This window comes from Herbidospora sp. NBRC 101105 (genome assembly GCF_030269205.1).
GTDB lineage: Bacteria > Actinomycetota > Actinomycetes > Streptosporangiales > Streptosporangiaceae > Herbidospora > Herbidospora solisilvae.
Map to the genome: position 1 here is coordinate 376,517 of NZ_BSSX01000002.1, position 17,335 is coordinate 393,851.

At 72.5% G+C, this 17,335-nt stretch carries 14 protein-coding genes; 4 read left to right on the forward strand and 10 right to left on the reverse strand.

Annotated features, from left to right (window positions below):
• Positions 1-23 precede the first annotated feature (23 nt).
• Together QSK34_RS10610 and QSK34_RS10615 are read left to right on the forward strand one after the other, a co-directional pair.
• Entirely contained in the window at positions 24-959 is a 936-nt protein-coding gene (locus QSK34_RS10610; RefSeq protein ID WP_285582692.1) for a carbohydrate kinase family protein, read from the forward strand.
• Positions 960-1,024: 65 nt separating this feature from the next.
• Positions 1,025-2,809, forward strand: a complete 1,785-nt coding sequence (locus QSK34_RS10615; protein WP_285582694.1) for a hypothetical protein — start codon at positions 1,025-1,027, stop codon at positions 2,807-2,809.
• Here the strand turns inward: QSK34_RS10615 and QSK34_RS10620 are convergent.
• The 6 genes from QSK34_RS10620 to QSK34_RS10645 form a co-directional block, all read right to left on the reverse strand.
• Positions 2,806-3,252, reverse strand: coding sequence for a GNAT family N-acetyltransferase (locus QSK34_RS10620; protein WP_030454187.1), 447 nt, complete (start codon positions 3,250-3,252; stop codon positions 2,806-2,808). The genes QSK34_RS10615 and QSK34_RS10620 overlap by 4 nt on opposite strands.
• 163 nt (positions 3,253-3,415) lie before the next feature.
• Entirely contained in the window at positions 3,416-3,880 is a 465-nt protein-coding gene (locus QSK34_RS10625; protein WP_202609772.1) for a Rieske (2Fe-2S) protein, read from the reverse strand.
• A gap of 91 nt (positions 3,881-3,971) precedes the next feature.
• Complete coding sequence (locus QSK34_RS10630) at positions 3,972-5,123, reverse strand: acyl-CoA dehydrogenase family protein (RefSeq protein WP_285582699.1); 1,152 nt, start codon at positions 5,121-5,123, stop codon at positions 3,972-3,974.
• Between the two features lie 2 nt (positions 5,124-5,125).
• Complete coding sequence (locus QSK34_RS10635; protein WP_285582701.1) at positions 5,126-6,031, reverse strand: hydroxymethylglutaryl-CoA lyase; 906 nt, start codon at positions 6,029-6,031, stop codon at positions 5,126-5,128.
• Positions 6,028-7,830, reverse strand: a complete 1,803-nt coding sequence (locus QSK34_RS10640; protein ID WP_285582702.1) for an acetyl/propionyl/methylcrotonyl-CoA carboxylase subunit alpha — start codon at positions 7,828-7,830, stop codon at positions 6,028-6,030. Before QSK34_RS10640 ends, QSK34_RS10635 begins: the two co-directional genes overlap by 4 nt.
• 5 nt (positions 7,831-7,835) lie before the next feature.
• Positions 7,836-9,395 carry a carboxyl transferase domain-containing protein gene (locus QSK34_RS10645; protein WP_285582703.1) on the reverse strand — a complete coding sequence of 520 codons (1,560 nt, stop codon included), beginning with the start codon at positions 9,393-9,395 and terminating at the stop codon, positions 7,836-7,838.
• Positions 9,396-9,470: 75 nt separating this feature from the next.
• Between QSK34_RS10645 and QSK34_RS10650 the strand changes: the two genes are divergently transcribed.
• Entirely contained in the window at positions 9,471-10,043 is a 573-nt protein-coding gene (locus QSK34_RS10650; protein WP_285582704.1) for a TetR/AcrR family transcriptional regulator, read from the forward strand.
• 36 nt (positions 10,044-10,079) lie between these two features.
• Here QSK34_RS10650 and QSK34_RS10655 read toward each other — a convergent pair whose 3' ends face one another.
• The 3 genes from QSK34_RS10655 to QSK34_RS10665 all read right to left on the reverse strand — a co-directional run bounded on the left by QSK34_RS10655 (position 10,080) and on the right by QSK34_RS10665 (position 15,648).
• Entirely contained in the window at positions 10,080-13,034 is a 2,955-nt protein-coding gene (locus tag QSK34_RS10655; protein WP_285582707.1) for a coiled-coil domain-containing protein, read from the reverse strand.
• Positions 13,035-13,195: 161 nt separating this feature from the next.
• Entirely contained in the window at positions 13,196-14,347 is a 1,152-nt protein-coding gene (locus QSK34_RS10660) for a hypothetical protein (protein WP_285582708.1), read from the reverse strand.
• 113 nt (positions 14,348-14,460) lie between these two features.
• Entirely contained in the window at positions 14,461-15,648 is a 1,188-nt protein-coding gene (locus QSK34_RS10665; RefSeq protein WP_285582709.1) for a hypothetical protein, read from the reverse strand.
• 52 nt (positions 15,649-15,700) lie between these two features.
• On the opposite strand from QSK34_RS10665, the gene QSK34_RS10670 reads away from it, so the two are divergent.
• Positions 15,701-16,621, forward strand: a complete 921-nt coding sequence (locus QSK34_RS10670; protein ID WP_285582710.1) for a winged helix DNA-binding domain-containing protein — start codon at positions 15,701-15,703, stop codon at positions 16,619-16,621.
• Here the strand turns inward: QSK34_RS10670 and QSK34_RS10675 are convergent.
• Positions 16,603-17,298: a M50 family metallopeptidase gene (locus QSK34_RS10675; protein WP_202609844.1), complete on the reverse strand. Its 696-nt coding sequence runs from the start codon at positions 17,296-17,298 to the stop codon at positions 16,603-16,605. The two genes, QSK34_RS10670 and QSK34_RS10675, sit on opposite strands and share 19 nt — an antisense overlap.
• Positions 17,299-17,335: the final 37 nt, after the last annotated feature.

Below are 17,335 nucleotides of genomic sequence, written 5' to 3' on the forward strand. Positions count from 1 at the left end.
ACCGACGCCGGATCCGAGGCCCCGTGACGCGGGACATGAGGGGGCTGCTGGTGATCGGCGATGTCGTGACCGACGTCGTCGCGCTCCATTCGGAGCCGGTGGCCACAGGCACCGACACCGAGGCCGACATCACGCTGCGGCCGGGCGGCTCGGGCGCCAACACCGCCGCGTGGGCCGCCCACCTGGGCGGCGACGCCCGGTTGCTGGCCCGCGTCGGCGCCGACACGGCGGCGTGGCACCTGAACGCGCTGAGCGGCGTCAAAACCCATGTGACCGTCGACCCCGACCGCCCGACCGCCGTCGTGATCGCCATGGTCGACGACGCGGGCGAGCGGTCGTTCCTGACCAACCGGGGCGCGGCGCGTCGGCTGGGCCCCGGCGACTGGACCGACGCGCTGCTCGACGGCGTGGGCTGCCTCCACCTGTCCGGCTACCTGATGTGGACGCCGGAGGGGCTGGAGCTGGCCCGGATCGCCATGCGGGCCGCGAAGGACGTCACGGTCAGCGTCGACCCCGCCTCGACGCGGTTCCTGCACGAGTTCGGCCCCGAACGTTTCCTCGCCGAGACCCGGGAGGCGGATGTGATCATCCCCAACCGCGACGAGGCGCTCGCGCTGACCGGAGCCGCCGATCCCGAGCGGGCGGCCGAACTCCTCGGCGACATCTACGGAACCGCGGTCGTGAAGCTCGGCCCGGCGGGCGCGCTTCTCGCCCAAGACGGGCGTATCGTTGCTCGGGCCGGTGCCGCCACGGCGGGACCGGACGACCGCGTCGTCGACTCCACCGGCGCGGGAGACGCGTTCGCGGCCGGGTTCCTCACGGCCCGACTCGCGGGTTCCACCCGTTCCGAATGTCTCGAAGCGGGCTGCCGCGCAGGCCGGCGGGCCGTTGGGCTGATCGGCGGCCGTCCTCCGGCCGTCAAGAACGCAACAGAGCTTTACCCTATTGACACCAATTGATAGCTTGCGGCGTAAGCTGCACCATTAGCAACAAGCGTCACTCTCGGGAGGGTGCGGTCAAACCGATGGACGCCGAGTCAACGATCTGCCTGAGCGATCTGGTTCCCGCTCTTCGCTGGAGCCGCCCCCAGCAGGTGGCCGATGTACTGGGAGATCCACGTCTCCCCGGCGGCTGGTGGGGCTCCGTCGCACTGGGCCGTGCCCTCGGCACGACCGGAGTTGACTGGGTCTGCGAGCGGCTCGCCCGGCTCGCCGTGACCCATCTCGACCATCTGCCGCTGACCGACTTCATGCCGGCCGTGCAGGTGCACACGGTCGACCGTCAGCTGCCCGGCTGGCCCGACCCCGTCCGCTCGGTGATCATCGGGCTGGGCGGCTGGCAGCGCCTGCGCCGCCTCACCGCCGGCGACCTCGACACCCCGTCGGCGGCGGCGACGCCCGAGGTGGTGCTGACGGCGGTGTTCAAGGAGATCTTCACGCACATCCGCATCGAGATCCCCGCCGAGACCGCCGCCCCGGCCGCCGCCGCGCCCCAGGCCCAGGCCCCGGCGCAGGTCCAGCAGCCGGCCAAGTCGGCACCGCTGGCGGCGCCCGTGCCGACCGTCGAGGAGACCGGCATGATGGCCGCGATCCCCGCCGCCCCGGCGCGCGGCCCGGTCAACGGCCCCGTCAACGGCCCCGTCAACGGCCAGGCCAACGGTCCGGTCAACGGTCAGGCCAACGGCGCGAAACCGGCCGTCAACGGCACCCCCGTGGTGCCGGCCCCGGCCAAGGAGCCCGAGAAGCCCGCACCGGTCAACATCGCCGAACACCCGATGGTCGGCCTGGTCGAGCACCTGTTCCGCGAGTGGAACCCGCTGGAGCGCGCGGTCGCCGCGCAGCGCCTGTTCGCCGCCGAGCCGATCAGCCTCCGCACCCTCGCCCACGAGCTCAACGTCGACCGCGAGCTACTGTCGCAGGCCCAGCGCACCGCCGAGGAGCGGGTGCTGATGTGGCTGCGCTCCCCCGACTCCGCCGCCCTGACGGGTCACCTGTTCGGCCTCACCGAGTGGCTCGGCACCGCCGCCACCCAGGAGCAGCTGATCGGCGCCGACCCGTCCCACCCGATCGAGGTCCCGGCGCTGCGTACGCCTCTGTGGCGGGTCCTGGTGACGCTCATGCCCGACCGCCGGCTGCAGGACGGCTGGCTCGTCGTGGGCGACCTGGGCGGCCTGCGCGACCGCACCCGCCAGCTGCTGTCGGCCCACCCGGCCGACGCCGACGTGATCGAACTGCTCGGCCAGCTCGGCATCCGTTCCCACTCCGCCAAGGCCTGGATGGAAGCCCTGCCGAAGACTCCCTCGAACGCGACGTCCCCCGCCAACGGCGCCCCCGTGGGCGACGCCCCGCTGCCGCGCCGCACCCCCGGCGCCAACGGCCACCCGGCCCGGCCGGCGGGCGTGCCGATACCGAAGATGGCCCACAGCGGCCCCGACCCGGCGACCGCGCTGGCCGCGCTCAACGCCCTCACCGGCGGCGCGCCGCGCCCGCACCTGGTGCCCAGCCCGCGCAGCACGCCGAGCCCGGCGTCCGACCCGCGCCGCTGGCAGCGCATCGACGTCACCAGCGGGCACCTGCGCGGTGAGCCGGTGGCGGTGCCGGAGAACTACGCGGCCCAGCTCGGCATGCGCCCCGGCACCCTGCTGTCGGTGACCGGTCCCGGCGACAACGCCGTGGTGCTGGTGTGGCGCGACCGGCAGCCGGTCTTCGACTCGCTGCAGCCGGTGCTGATGCGGTTGAACGCGCGTCCGGGCGACTCGGTCTACGTGACCGTCGACGGCTACCGGCTCGACGCCCAGCTCACGTCCTAGGGGTTCTTGGGGCGCAGCAGCTTGCGGTAGTAGGTGGCCGACACCTCGTAGCCGGTCGCCTTGTAGAACTCGGCCGCCCGGCGCGTGGCCAGCGCGACGTATCCCGCGTCGCGGCTGCGCGCCCAGAGCTCGAACTCGGCGAGCAGGTGGCGGCCGAGGCCGTGACGGCGGAAGCCGCTCTCGATGATCGCCTCTTCCACCCACGCGACCCGGCCGTTGGCGAACAGGGTCAGGTGGGTGAAGCCCAGCAGGTAGCCCCGGACGACGCCGTCGACGGTGGCCACGAGGAGGAGCGCCTCCTCGTTCTCCAGGAGCTGGGGGAAGGCGGCGTCGAAGGCGGCCCGCTCTGGTCGGAACGACACGGCGAATTCGCGAGCCAACGCGAAGATCTGCTCCGCGTCGGTCTTCTCTGCTCTGCGAAGCTGGAGATCACCGGACGTCATGAGAGGACTCTAGGATCCCTCCGACCTGCGCGTCCATCACCGGGATGCGGTCACACGGCTACGGAGTCCGTCCGAAACATCCGGCTTAACGGAAGTTTAAGCAGGTGGGAAGTGGTACGTCCGGCCACGTACCACTGATGGTAATGGTGCCAAACTTTCGCACTTATCCGAGGAGGATCTGGTCGCCCTCGACCTTGATCGGCACCTCGGGGAGCGGGGTGGCGGCGGGGCCGCCCTGGACCGATCCGTCGGCGATGGAGAACTGCGAGTTGTGGCACGGGCACACGATCTTGCCCGCGTCGACGCTCTTGACCTTGCAGCCCTGGTGGGTGCAGACGGGGCTGAAGGCCTTGTAGGTGCCGGCCTCCGGCTGCGTGATCACGGCCTGCTCGGTGATCACGCCGCCGCCGACCGGCACGTCGGCCGTCGCGGCGAGCGCGTTGCCGCCGGCCGCGGGGGCGTCGGTCGCGGCCGGGGGCGCGGCAGCGCTGTCGGCCGGAGCCGGTTCGGCGCTGGTGGGGGCCTGCTCTCCCGAACACGCCGCGACCGCGACGCCGACCCCGGCCAGCGCGGCCGTGCCCATGACGCGACGACGAGTGACGTTCAGGTCCACTGTGATGCCCTTCATCTGGGTTACGGGGGTTGTCGTACACAGACAACCAGCAGCCGGGAGTGGACCCGCACGCTTGATCGGCTTTCTAAGGATTAATTAATCGTGGTCAGAGCCCTCCGAGGCCCAGTTCACGGGCGATGAGGAGGCGCTGGATCTCGCTCGTGCCCTCGCCGATCTCCAGAATCTTGGCGTCGCGGTAGAAGCGTCCGACGGGGTACTCGTTCATGAAGCCGTAGCCGCCGAAGACCTGGGTGGCGTCGCGGGCGTTGTCCATCGCCGCGTTCGAGGCGACCAGCTTGGCGATGGCGGCCTCCTTCTTGAACGGCAGGCCGCGCAGCATCCGGTCGGCCGCGTGGTAGTAGGCCAGGCGGGCGGTGTGGGCGCGCACCTCCATGTCGGCGACCTTGAACTGCATCGCCTGGTAGTGGCCGATGGGGTGGCCGAAGGCGTGGCGCTGGGCGACGTACCGGACCGACTCGTCGACGCAGCCCTGGGCCAGGCCGACCGAGAGGGCCGCGATGGCGATCCGGCCCTCGTCGAGCGTCTGGAGGAACTGGGCGTAGCCCCGGCCGCGCTCCCCGAGGAGGTTGGCCGCCGGGACCCGGCAGTCGGTGAACGACAACTCGCGGGTGTCGCTCGACGACCAGCCGACCTTCGAGTACTTCTCGGAGACGCCCAGGCCGGGCGTGCCCGCCGGGACGATGATCGTGGAGATCTCGGGCCTGCCGTCGGCCCGCCGCCCGGTGATGGCGGCGACCCCGACGAAGCCGGTGATGGCGGTGCCGGAGTTGGTGATGAACGCCTTCGACCCGTTGATCACCCACTCGTCGCCGTCGAGGACGGCGGTGGTCCGCATGCCGCCGGGCACGTCGGAGCCGCCGCCGGGCTCGGTCAGCCCGAATGCGCCCAGCAGCTCCCCGGCCGCCAGCTTGGGCAGCCACTCGGCCTTCTGCTCGGGGGTGCCGAAGCGGTACAGCGGCATCGCGCCCAGCGAGACGGCGGCCTCCAGGGTGATGGCGACGCTGGAGTCGACCCGGGCCAGCTCTTCGAGCGCCAGGCACAGCGCGAAGTAGTCGCCGCCCATGCCGCCGTGCTCCTCGGGGATGGGCAGGCCGAACAGGCCCATCGCGCCCATCTTGCGGACGATCTCGTAGGGGAACTCGCCCTTCTCGTAGAGGTCGCCGATGACCGGGGCGACCTCGTCGCGGGCGAACGCCTCGACGGTCTTGCGCAGGTCTTCGTGGTCTTCGGTGAGCATTCTCACTCCTTCGTGAGCGCGCGGACCACCGCGCTGGGGCTGGGGCGGCCGAGCCGGCCCGCCAGCCAGTGGCTGGTGGCGGCGAGGGCGTGGAGGTCGACGCCGTGGCGGATGCCGAGGCCGTCGAGGAGCCAGACCAGGTCTTCGGTGGCGAGGTTGCCGGTGGCCGACTTGGCGTAGGGGCAGCCGCCGATGCCGCCCGCGCTGGCGTCGATCACGGTGATGCCGTGGCGGAGCGCCTCGACGACGTTGGCCAGGGCCTGGCCGTAGGTGTCGTGGAAGTGGACCGCGAGCGGCCGCTCCCGGGGGAAGGCGTCGAGCAGCGCGCCGACGTGCCCGGCGGTGGCGACGCCGATCGTGTCGCCGAGCGACAACTCGGCACAGCCGAGGTCGAGCAGCCGGCTGCCGACGTCGACGACCTGGGCGATCGGGACCGGCCCCTCCCACGGGTCGCCGAAGCACATCGACACGTAGGCGCGGACCCTGAGCCCGTTCTCCCGCGCCCGCCGCACCACGGGGGCGAACATGTCGAACTGGGTCTTCAGCGACCGGTTCAGGTTGCGCTGCGCGAAGGTCTCGGTGGCGCTGCCGAAGATCGCGATCTCGGTGCAGCCCAGTTCGAGCGCGCGGTCGAGGCCGCGCTCGTTCGGCACCAGCACCGGATAACGCACCTGGTTGTCCCGGTGGACGGTCTTGAGCAGGTCTTCGGCGTCGGCGAGCTGCGGCACCCATTCGGGATGCACGAAACTGGTCGTCTCGATGACCTTCAGGCCCGCCGCCGCCAGCCGGGTGACGAACTCGGCCTTGACCTCGACCGGCACGACCGTCTTCTCGTTCTGCAGCCCGTCACGCGGCCCGACCTCGTAGATCGTGACCTCGTCGGGCAGATTCTCGATCTTGTACGTCATTCCGTGGCCTCCACGACCGCGAGGACCTCGTCGAGGGAGACCTGCTGACCGGCCCGCACCTGAAGGGTGACGGTCCCGCCGACGGGCGCCGTGACGGTGTGCTCCATCTTCATGGCCTCCACGATCAGCAGCGGCTGCCCCTCGGCCACCCGCTCGCCCTGCGCGGCCTTCACCACCAGGACCGTCCCCGGCATCGGGCTGCGCACCGCGCCGTCACCGGCCTGGGCTGCCTTCGACCGCTCCTCGATGGGTTCATGCCGGGCGACCTTGTACGTCCGCCCCTCGGCGTGGAGCCAGAGGGTCGCGCCGTCGCGGGCGGTTGTGAACCGCCGGGTCACCCCGTCGTCTGGGGGCGCCTCGACGATCTCCCCGCCGATCTCCAGCAGGTGGGCCGGCGGGCGGTGCCGGCCCAGCCGCCAGCCGTCGGGGATGTCCCAGGGGTCGTCGGAGGCGGCGGCCGGGGCGAAGAGGCGGGCCGCCTCGGCGAGCACGTACCCGGGGATCTCCGGTTCGGCCGGGTCGACCTCGCGCTCGACCAGCCCGGTGTCGAGCACCCCCCGCCGGACCAGGGGGTTGTCGATGAGCCGCTGGAGGAAACCCAGATTGGTGGTCACGCCGAGGACGACCGTGTCGTGGAGGGCCCGCCGGAGTTTCGTCAGGGCCTCCTCCCTCGTGGGGGCCCAGGCGACCACCTTGGCGAGCATCGGGTCGTAGCCCGTGCCGACCACGCCGCCCTCGGCGATGCCCGAGTCGAAGCGGACCCCGGGCTCGGCGAGCTTGAGGATGCGGCCGGTGCTCGGGAGGAAACCTCGCGCGGGGTCCTCGGCGTAGACGCGGGCCTCCACCGCGTGGCCCTCCAGCCGCACGTCGTCCTGGGTCAGCGGCAACTGCTCGCCCGCCGCCACCCTGAGCTGGAGTTCGACCAGGTCGAGACCGGTGACGAGTTCGGTCACGGGGTGTTCGACCTGGAGGCGGGTGTTCATCTCCATGAAGAAGAACTCGCCGGTCGTGCCGTGGACGATGAACTCGATCGTGCCCGCGTTGACGTAGCCGACGCTGCGCGCGGCCTCCACGGCGGCGGCGCCCATCTTGGCGCGGGTGGCCTCGTCGAGCAGCGGCGAGGGCGCCTCTTCGATGATCTTCTGGTGGCGGCGCTGCAGGCTGCACTCGCGCTCCCCCAGGTGGATCACGTTGCCGTGGGCGTCGGCCAGAACCTGGATCTCGATGTGGCGCGGGCTCTCGACGTAACGCTCGATGAGCAGGGTGCCGTCGCCGAAGGCGGCCAGCGCGGTCCGCCTGGCCGAGGCCAGGGCGTCGGGCAGTTCCTCCTTGGCACGCACCAGCACCATGCCCTTGCCGCCGCCACCCGCCGACGGCTTGATCAGAGCGGGGAACTCCGCGAAGTCCTCCAGGCCGGTGGACGCGCCCGGCACGACCGGGACGCCCGCGGCCGCGACGGTCTCCTTGGCGCGGATCTTGTCGCCCATGGCCTCGATCGCCCCGGCGGGCGGGCCGACGAACACAATGCCGTTGTCGGCGCAGGCCTGGGAGAAGCGCGTGTTCTCGGAGAGGAATCCGTAGCCGGGGTGGACGGCCTGGGCGTTCACCTTGCGAGCCGCCCGGATCACCTCGTCGGCGTCGAGGTAGCTCCCGATCCTCACCGCGATGTCGGCTTCGCCGGCGTGGGTCGTGTCGCCCTCGGTGTGGACGGCCACCGACCGGATGCCCAGGCGGCGCAGCGTCTTGATGACACGGAGGGCGATCTCGCCCCGGTTGGCGACCAGAACGGTGTCGAACATGGGCCTCACATCCGGAAGACGCCGTAGCCGACCGGCTCCAGCGGCGCGTTCGCGCAGGCCCCGAGGGCCAGGCCGAGGACGGTCCGGGTGTCGGCGGGGTCGATGACGCCGTCGTCCCACAGGCGCGCGGTCGAGTAGTAGGGGTTGCCCTGCGATTCGTACTGGGCCCGGATCGCCTCCGGATCGGCGTCGCCGACCATCGACAACACGGTCGCGGCCTGTTCGCCGCCCATGACCGAGATGCGGGCGTTCGGCCACATCCACAGGAAACGCGGCGAGTAGGCCCGCCCGGCCATCGCGTAGTTGCCCGCGCCGAACGAGCCGCCGACGACGACCGTCAGCTTCGGCACCCGCGCGCAGGCCACGGCGGTGACCATCTTGGCGCCGTGCTTGGCGATGCCGCCCTGCTCGTAGGCCTTGCCGACCATGAACCCGCTGATGTTCTGCAGGAACACCAATGGGATCTCCCGCCGGTCGCAGAGCTCGATGAAGTGGGCCCCCTTGAGCGCCGACTCGGCGAACAGGATGCCGTTGTTGGCGACGATCCCGACCGGATGCCCGTGGACCCGGGCGAACCCGGTGACGAGCGTCGGGCCGTACTCCTGCTTGAACTCCAGGAACCGGCTGCCGTCGACGATCCGGGCGATGACCTCGCGCACGTCGTAGGGGGTGCGCGTGTCGGGGGGCACGATGCCGTAGAGCTCCCGGGGGTCGTATTTCGGCGCCTCGGTCTCGGCGCGCTCCCACGCCTTCCTGCCGGGGGCGAAGGTGGCCACGATGTCGCGGACGATGCGCAGGGCGTGGGCGTCGTCGTCGGCCAGGTGGTCGGTGACCCCGCTGATCCGCGAGTGCACCTCTCCCCCGCCCAGCTCCTCGGCGGTGACCTCCTCACCGGTCGCCGCCTTCACCAGGGGCGGCCCGCCGAGGAAGATCGTGCCCTGGTTCCGGACGATCACCGCCTCGTCGCTCATCGCCGGGACGTAGGCGCCGCCGGCCGTACAGGACCCGAGGACCGCCGCGACCTGCGGGATGCCCTTCGCCGACATCGTCGCCTGGTTGTAGAAGATGCGCCCGAAGTGTTCACGGTCGGGGAAGACCTCGTCCTGCTTCGGCAGGAACGCCCCGCCGGAGTCGACCAGGTAGACGCACGGAAGACGGTTGTCGAGCGCGACCTCCTGGGCGCGCAGGTGCTTCTTGACGGTCATCGGGTAGTAGGTGCCGCCCTTGACCGTCGCGTCGTTGGCGACGATCACGACCTCGCGCCCGCTGACCCGTCCGACCCCGGTGATGATCCCCGCCGCCGGGGCGGCGTCGTCGTAGAGCCCCGTCGCCGCCAGGGGCGACAGCTCAAGGAACCGCGCGCCGGGGTCGAGCAGCGTGTCGACCCGGTCTCTGGGCAGGAGCTTGCCGCGCTCGACATGCCGGATCCGCGACCGCTCGGGCCCGCCCCTGGCGGCCGTGTCGAGCCGCTCCCGCAACTCGGCCACCAGCCGCTCGTTGACCTCGGCGTTCTTCTTGTACGGCGCCCCGCCCGGATCACCCGAACTGGACAGAACCGGCCACACCTGTCGGCCACCTCCTCCGTGTACTCCGCGCCTCACGTTAGTCGCCATTAACATCAACGTCTACCATGGGGGCTTGTGACCACACCTACCCGGAACAGGCGCGCCGAGATCCTCGACGCGGCGGCGGCCCTCTTCGCCGAACGCGGCTTCCACGGGGTGTCCATCGAGGAGATCGGCGCGGCGGTCGGCGTCTCCGGGCCGGCGCTCTATCGCCACTTCCGGGGCAAGGAGGCGCTGCTGACCGAGATCCTGCTCGACATCTCGGGCCGGCTGTCGTCCGCCGGCGCCTCCGCGGCGGCCCTCGATCCCGCCGAGGCACTGGATGTGCTGCTCAGGGGGCACATCGAGTTCGCACTCGGCCATCCGGAGCTGATCCGCGTGCACGAGCGGGAACTGCACAACGTGCCCGAGGCCGACCAGCGGGCCATCCGCCGGCTCCAGCGCCTCTACGTCGAAGAGTGGGTGGGCGTGGTGCGCGACCTCCATCCGGGCTGCGCGGTGGCCCGGGTGCGGGCGGCGGTGCACGCCGTGTTCGGGCTGCTGAACTCGACGCCCCGGAGCGTCGGGGAACTGGGGCGCGAGGAGATGGCGTCGACGCTGGAGGCCATGGCCCGGGCGTCGTTGCGGGCCGCTGTTAACGGCCGTTAACGTGCGCCGGGCCGACGCCTTTACAAAGTAGATTTCTTACGCGCGTATCACGTGGTCGGCCAGCATCCTCACCCGGTCGGCGTGCTTGTCGTGGGCGATGATGATGGGCGGCTCGTTGTAGGCCATCGCGTCGGACGAGCGCCGCAGCTTGACGTACTGCCCGCAGGCGTCGATGGCGTAGGGCTCCATGTCGTCCTGGAGGGCGCCGATCACGGTGATGCCGTAGGTCTCGCCGATGCGCCGGAACAGGGCGACCGCCTCGCGGCGGTGCTCCTTGCCCAGGTTGCGGCCGAGCTCGTCGAGGACCAGCGTCAGGTGCTTGCCGCCGCTCGACGCGATGGCCGCCGCGCAGACCAGCTTGACCGCCTTCTCGTCCATCAGCGCCGTGTTGGCCCGGCGGTTGTAGGGCACGTAGCCCTGGCCCTCGCCGCGCTTCCACTTCGGGATCACCCGCCACGACCAGCGCTGCTCCGGGTCGGCCGGGGCGGCCGGGACGGGGAAGTCGAGGGACGCGCCGTAGCCGCCGTAGCCGGTGTCGAGGCGGTCGAACTCCTCGGCCACGCGGGTCAGGCGGGCGCGGATGGCCTCGGTGAGGGTCGCGCGGTGCACGGCGGTCGACTGGGCGGCCTCCTCGGCGCCCCGCGTGGCGGCGGCGAGGTCGCGGCGGCGGGTGGTGATCTGGGTCTCGATCTGGCGGCGCTGGTGGCGTTCGTACTCCTCCTGGGCGCGCAGGTAGGAGCCCAGCGCGTTGCACACCGCCTGGAAGGTGGCCAGTTCCTCGGCGGCGCGGCCGTCCTTGCGGGCGGCGATGAGGTAGGCGAGCTCCTCGGGCATCTCGTCGCCGTCGTCGAAGGTGCCGCGCAGGGCGGCGTCGAGGTGGCGCTCGGCGGCCCGCCACCACTCGTCGGCGGTCAGCTCGTCGTCGGCCAGCCACTCGCGGGCGCCCTCGACGGTGCCGCCCCAGTCTCTGACCAGCCGGTCGAGGCCGAGGGCGGTCCGCTGGGCCTCGATGCGGGCGGCGCCCGCGCGGGCCTCGTCGCGACGGGCGGTCAGGGCGTGGCGGCGGCCCTCCAGGCGGTCGGCCTCGACGTCGCGGGTGCGGGCCCGGAAGTCGAGCGCGCCGACCTGCTCCTCGGCGGCGTCGAGCGCCGGGGTGAGCTCGCCGGCGGCGGCCGTCAGCTCGGTGAGGCGGTCGCGCTGGGCGTCGAGGCGGGTGGCGAGTTCGGCCAGCCGGTCGGCGGCCTCGGCGCCCTCGACCCGGCGCTCGGCCGCGGCGACGCCGTCTTCGGCCTTCCGCACAGCCGCGGCGGCGGCCTCCTGCGCGGCGACGGCCCGCTCGACCCTTTTGGCGGCGGCCTTCACCCGGGCGTCACGGCCGGTGACCTGCGCCTCGGCCATCCCCACCACGGCCACCCCGGACGAGGAGACCACGACGGAACCGGGGAAGGCGGCGAGAGCCTTCGTGGCGGCGTCCATGTCGGCGGCGTCGACCACCACGGCGTCGCGGGCGTCCTTGGCGACGCCGGCCTGTTCCGCCACGTCGAGGGCGTCGAGGAGGCCTGCGGCGGGAATGCCGGCCAGGCCCAGCGCGGTGAGCTGGGCGGCGGCCGGGCCGTTCTCGGCGTCGCGGAGGGCGGCCTCCGCGGTCTCGTGTTCGCGGTCGGCGACGCCCAAGGCCTTGAGGGCCTCGGCGTGGACCGTGCGGGCCTCGGCCAGTTCGGCGCGGGCCCGGGTGGCGTCGCGGCCGTCGGCGCGACGGCGCTGCTCCTCCAGGGCGGGGATCTGGGCGCGGAGCTGGTCGGCGGTGTTCTGGGCGACCGCGCGTTCGGCCTCGACGCGGGCGGCGCTCGCCTGGACGGCGGCCAGTTCCCGGCGCGCGGTGGCCAGCGCCCGGTCGAGCGAGTCGTCACGCAGGGCGGCGATCTCGGCCTTGACCTCGGCGATCGCCGACTCGGCCGTCTCGGCGGCGGCGTCGAACTCGGCGCGCTGCGCGGCCAGGGCGCCCTCGGCCTCGGCGGCGTCGGCGACCCGGCGGGCGAGCCGGCCGCGCCAGTGTTTCAGGGCGTCGGCCAGCCGTTCGCGGGCCCGGTCGCGGCGGTCGAAGGCGGCCAGCAGGTGGCGGGACTCGTCTTCGAAGTCGGCCAGGCGCTGCTGGGCGTCTTCGGCGCGCACCCGTTTGGCGTGTTCGTCGCGGCGGGCCTCGCGTTCCTGGTCGAGCTCGGCGTCGAGGCCGGTCAGGGCGGCGATGGCCTCGAAGATGCGGTCGGGCGAGATCTCGTTCAGGGGCTGCGAGAGCAGATTGGTGGCGACCTTGCTGCGGACCGACGTGGAGAGGAACGACACGCACCTGACCCGGTCGCCGTAGAGGACCCGGGTCAGGTCGCGGGCGACGACGTCGCGCCGCCCGGCGCTCCTGGGCAGCCCCGCCCAGATGACGTCGGCGTGGGTGACCCGTTCGGCCTCGGAGGCGGCGGTGGCCAGGTGGACGCCCTCGGCCCACCGCACCTCCAGATGAGGCGCCTCCTGGTTGACCCGCACCCACACGGTCACCGGCAGCCCGGCCGACGGCACGTCGAAGACGCCCACGATGTAACCGTGGTCGGCGCTGGCCCACTGCTGGTCGCCGTGGGCCGCCAGTTCGGCGTTGAACAGCAGCTCGGAGACGGCCTTCGCGCCCGAGGCGAACCGCCACTGCTCGTCTCCGAGCAGCGCCGTGACGGCCGCGATGAACGACGACTTCCCGGCCCCGTTGGAGTCTTTCGGCCCGGCCCCCGCGACGACGACGAGCGTGCCCGGCACGATCGGGACCGTGTGGGTCGACAACCGCGAGATGTTGACCGCCTGCACCGCGACCAGCACCCGGTCACCGACGACGTTGTCCTGCGGCGCCCGCACCGGCCGCACGTCGTCGATCGGTACGACGACCTGGAACAACCCGGAGGCCCCCGGCTCTCCCGGCTTGGCTCCGCTCAGATCGACGACCTCAGTCATCCCATGCCCTTCCCAGACCGAACAACCCGAAGACCTCCCTACGACCGCGCCGCCTCGCCGGAGGCTCCACCCGAACGCGCCGTCCGCACCGGAACATCGCGCGTCAAGCTCGCTGCCAGGGCCGCCCGCGCGTGGCGCTCCACCGGCCGGGAGACCGCGCATCATGCCTCCCCGTCCGGACCCGCCGGCTCGTGGCGGCGGCGTTTGGCCCAGATGGCCACGGCGAGGGGCGTTTGCGGCCCGGCCGCGAGGATGAGCTCCTCCTGGAGCCGCGCCCGCGCCGCCCGCGTCAGCCGGTGGAACTGCGGCCCCGGCACGTAGCCGCCCGCGCCCTCTTCGCTGGTCTTCTGCTGGGCGATCAGCCCGGCCTGCCGGAGCGACCGCAACGCGGCCTCCAGTTCGCCGATGGGCAGCAGCGTGCGCCGCCGCAGTTCCTCGGTCGCGACGGGATACTGCGACAACCAGGTGTCCTCGCCCAGCAGCCCCTCGGCGCGCGGGATCGCCACCGAGTGGACCAGCACCAGCGCCAGCACCGCCCGCTCGGCCTCCGGCAGGGAGGTGACCCGGTAGGCGTCGGTGTAGCCGGAGATCCAGGCGTCGCGCCGCTGCTGAAGCACCCGCCCCCGGCGGGCCAGCATCTCCATCAGCGCCCGCCGCAGGGCCGGGTCGCGCAGCGCGGCGAAGCGTGCCTCGTGGACCGGCTCGGCCGCCGTCTCGACCGCGACGAACGCGGCCACCAGCTCGGCCCGCCGCCGCTCGTCGAACGCCCCGAGCAGGTCGCCGAACTCCTCGGGCCCTTCGTCGCGCGCCTCCACGACGGGCGTCACCTCGCCCGACGGCGGGGGCGCGGCGATGCGCCGCATCAGCTCGCGCAACTGGACGTGGCCGTCGGCGGTCCAGAGCACGCAGCGCGGCCCGAGCCGGAGGGTGCCGAACCCGGACAACACGATCCAGCCGGTGTCGTGGAGCCGTCGCAGCGCGCCCACGGCCCAGCTCCGGACCGAGTCGTCGGTCCGCCCGACCATGGTGCGGTAGCAGGCCAGCACGTCGTCGACCGCCGCCCACACCCCCGGCCACGGCTCGGCGTCGAGGTCGGCCCAGCACATGCGCAGGCAGCAGGCCAGCACCCGCCGGGTCTCCCCCGCCCGCTCCACGGGCGCGCCGGCGACCTGGTACTCCTCCAGCAACGAGGGCGACGCCCCGTCGGGCCACACGGGCACCCCGACCTCGCCCACCCGGACGAACCCGGGCGGCACGGATCCGGCCAGCTTCACCAGGCCCGAGGAACGCGCCTCGGCATGCGCCTCACCCATGGAACCGGCCCGTCACACCGCTCCCGCCGCCGACCCGTTGGCCTACGCGTCTGGTTCGACCGACCACCGCCGCGTCCCGGCACGCAGACCGCCTAATCGGACTCGCCCACCCGTCAGCCATCCGTCCGCTCCAGCCTGCCGTGGGACAACCAGCTCGGATGCCCCGACGGATCGGCCGACAGGGTGTCGGACCAGGCCAGCCGGTAGGGCGCCTCGGGATGCAGGTCGGCCGAGGCGAGGTCGGCCAGCACGCGGCGGATCGTCGACCAGTCGCCCGTCAGCACCTCTTCCAGCGCCACCGCGTCGCGGTCGCCGAGCAGCGACTCGGCCACCTCCGTGAACCGGCCGGGAGCCGAGGCCGCCAAGGCGGAGGACGCACCCTCGTCGGGCAGCGCGGAGCGGGGCGGCGCGGGGCGGACCGGGACCGGCCGGGGCGCCTCGTCGACCGCGCGGACGATCGCGCCCGGGTCGTGCCACGGAGCTGCGGCGTCGAAGACGAAGCCGTCGAGGACGGCGGCGAGGCGTTCGCGGGAGGCCGTCTGGGCGAAGGTGCGCCACGTCTCGGCCGGGAGCAGGGTCAGGTTGCGGGTCGTGCCGGCCGAGTCGGCCAGGCGGCCGGCCGCGCGGCGGGAGGCGTCGCTGTAGGCGTAGATGGCCGAGCGCAGGTCGGTGCAGACGCGGTCGAGCTCGGGCCAGCGGGTCAGGATCGTGGTGTGGAGGCTCTGGGCGCGGCGGGCGATCTCCTCGGTGCCCCACAACTTGGGGGCCTGCTCGCGCAGTTCCTCGATGGTGCCGGTCGTGAGGGTGACGAGTTCGAGGGCCCACAGGCGGAAGGCGCGGGCCAGCATGTCGGCCGAGCGGCGGGCCTGCTCCATCGTCGTGCGCGGCCCGGCGACGGTCAGGTCTTCGAGGGCCAGCAGGCGGTGCATCTCGCTCTGGCCGCCGTCGTCCATCATGCGGCGGATGAACATCAGGCCGACGACCGAGGTGAACGACGCCCGGTAGCGGAGCTGGTTGGGCTTGGGGAACACCTCGCGGATCGCGCCGAGGCCGCGCAGCACGCGCAGCCGGTTCTCGAACTGCTCGACCGGATGGGCACGGCACGCGTGGCGCATCTGCTCGTGGGTCAGCCACTCTTCGCCCGCCTCGGCGAACGCCGCGAACAGCGTCTCGGCGATGTCGACCAGGGCGGGGTCGTCGACGACCGCGCCGCTGTCGCGGGCCAGGGCGGCGAACATCCGGCGGTAGGTGACCAGCACCGCCTCGTCGGACAGCGCCGAGTCGAGCGTCTCGGGTAGCACGCGCCCCACCGTAGGGCACCGCTCCGACATTCCGTGTTCCTAGGATCGTTCCGTGAACGATCCATGGCCGAGGCGGGCCGCCGCGCAGTTCCTCGACCGGCCCCGCACGAGCGTGCCGGAGCTGGTGCGCGGGCTCCTGGCCGTACAGGCGCAGGATCCGAAGGCGGCGGCGCTGGCCCTGCGCGCCCGGGGCACCGGGTTCACCAGGCGCGACGTCGAGGAGGCGATCCGGGCCAGGGAGATCACCCGGGCCTGGGGGCCGCGCGGCACGCTGCACCTGATCAGGACCGACGACCTGCCCTGGTTGTTGTCGCTCACCCGGCCCTCGACGGCCACCATCGCCCGGCGGCTCGCCCAGCTCGGGGTCACCGGCGACGACCTGGCCGGACGGGTCGAGAAGGCCACCTTCGGCCAGGGCCCGCTCACCAAGGCCGAACTCGGGGAGCGGCTCGGGGCCGAAGGGCAGGCGATCGTCCACCTGGCCGCGCTCGCCGCCGAGCGCGGGCGGCTGGTGCTGGGTCCCGATCGTGGTGGCAAGGCGACCTACGTCCACGCCGCCGACTGGCTCGGCGCGCCGATCGCCTTCGAGCCCGACCGCGAGAAGGCCCTGAAGGAGCTCGGGGTGCGGTACGCCCGGGCCCACGCCCCCGCCACGCCCGAGGACCTCGCGTACTGGTCGGGGGTGAGCCTGAGAGAGGCGCGGCGGGCGCATCATGACGTACCGGAGAAAGAACCCTGGCACGGAGTGCGTCTCTTGCCCGCCTTCGATGAGTTTCTGCTCGGCTGGAAGGAACGTGCCCCGATGACCGTTCCAACGGCCACCATCGTCCCCGGTGGGGGAATGATCCGTCCGGCCGTTGTCAAGGACGGGATGATCGTCGGAACGTGGTCGCTCGACGGAAAAGATCAGGAAATTCCCGTCGACGAGGAAATCGCCGACATCGCGAATTTCCTTCACATCACCAGCAAATAGCCGCCATATCCCAATGCCACCACTGACACCACGAAAAACAGAAACACCCACAATGCACCGGGGACCCGCGTCAGCCGGGCGAGCTGGTCGGCGTCGGAGTCGGGGGCCCGGCCGCGCCGCCGCTTGCGCTGCAGCTCCAGGATGGGCCGCACCCCGCCCAGCATGAGGAACCAGGCCGCGCCGTAGGCCACCACGGCCTGCACGTCGGGCTTGGCCAGCCACGACACGCAGAACACCGCGCCGCCGACCGCCAGCAGGGAGACCACCCCGAACACGTTCCTGATCAGCAGGAGCATGCACGCGAGCAGCAGCAGCACCAGCCAGAGCAGCAGCGTCACGTGGCCGGAGTCGGTCAGCCACGCGGCCCCCAGCCCGACGAGCGAGGGGGCGATGTAGCCGGCCGCCGCCGTCAGCACCATGCCGGGACCCGTCGGACGGCCACGCGTCAGCGTCACCCCCGAGGTGTCGGAGTGGAGCCGGATGCCGCGCAGCTTGCGCCGGGTCAGCACCGCCATCAGGGCGTGCCCGCCCTCGTGGGCGATCGTGATCAGACCGCGCGACAGATGCCAGGTCTGCGGGTAGGCCACGATCAGGAAGGCCACGACTCCCGCGACCGCGATCACCCACAGCGGCGGCGCCGGGTGGGTGTCGATGAGCTGGTTCCAGAGGGCTTTCAGGGGGCCACCTTTTTCCAGGCAGGTTCACAACGCGAGC

Excerpts from the sequence above, each read along its gene's own strand:
- QSK34_RS10615 (WP_285582694.1), top strand. The coding sequence starts at position 1,025 with ATGGACGCCGAGTCAACGATCTGCCTGAGCGATCTGGTTCCCGCTCTT.
- QSK34_RS10620 (WP_030454187.1), bottom strand. The coding sequence starts at position 3,252 with ATGACGTCCGGTGATCTCCAGCTTCGCAGAGCAGAGAAGACCGACGCG.
- QSK34_RS10625 (WP_202609772.1), bottom strand. The coding sequence starts at position 3,880 with ATGAAGGGCATCACAGTGGACCTGAACGTCACTCGTCGTCGCGTCATG.
- QSK34_RS10630 (WP_285582699.1), bottom strand. The coding sequence starts at position 5,123 with ATGCTCACCGAAGACCACGAAGACCTGCGCAAGACCGTCGAGGCGTTC.
- QSK34_RS10635 (WP_285582701.1), bottom strand. The coding sequence starts at position 6,031 with ATGACGTACAAGATCGAGAATCTGCCCGACGAGGTCACGATCTACGAG.
- QSK34_RS10640 (WP_285582702.1), bottom strand. The coding sequence starts at position 7,830 with ATGTTCGACACCGTTCTGGTCGCCAACCGGGGCGAGATCGCCCTCCGT.
- QSK34_RS10655 (WP_285582707.1), bottom strand. The coding sequence starts at position 13,034 with ATGACTGAGGTCGTCGATCTGAGCGGAGCCAAGCCGGGAGAGCCGGGG.
- QSK34_RS10660 (WP_285582708.1), bottom strand. The coding sequence starts at position 14,347 with ATGGGTGAGGCGCATGCCGAGGCGCGTTCCTCGGGCCTGGTGAAGCTG.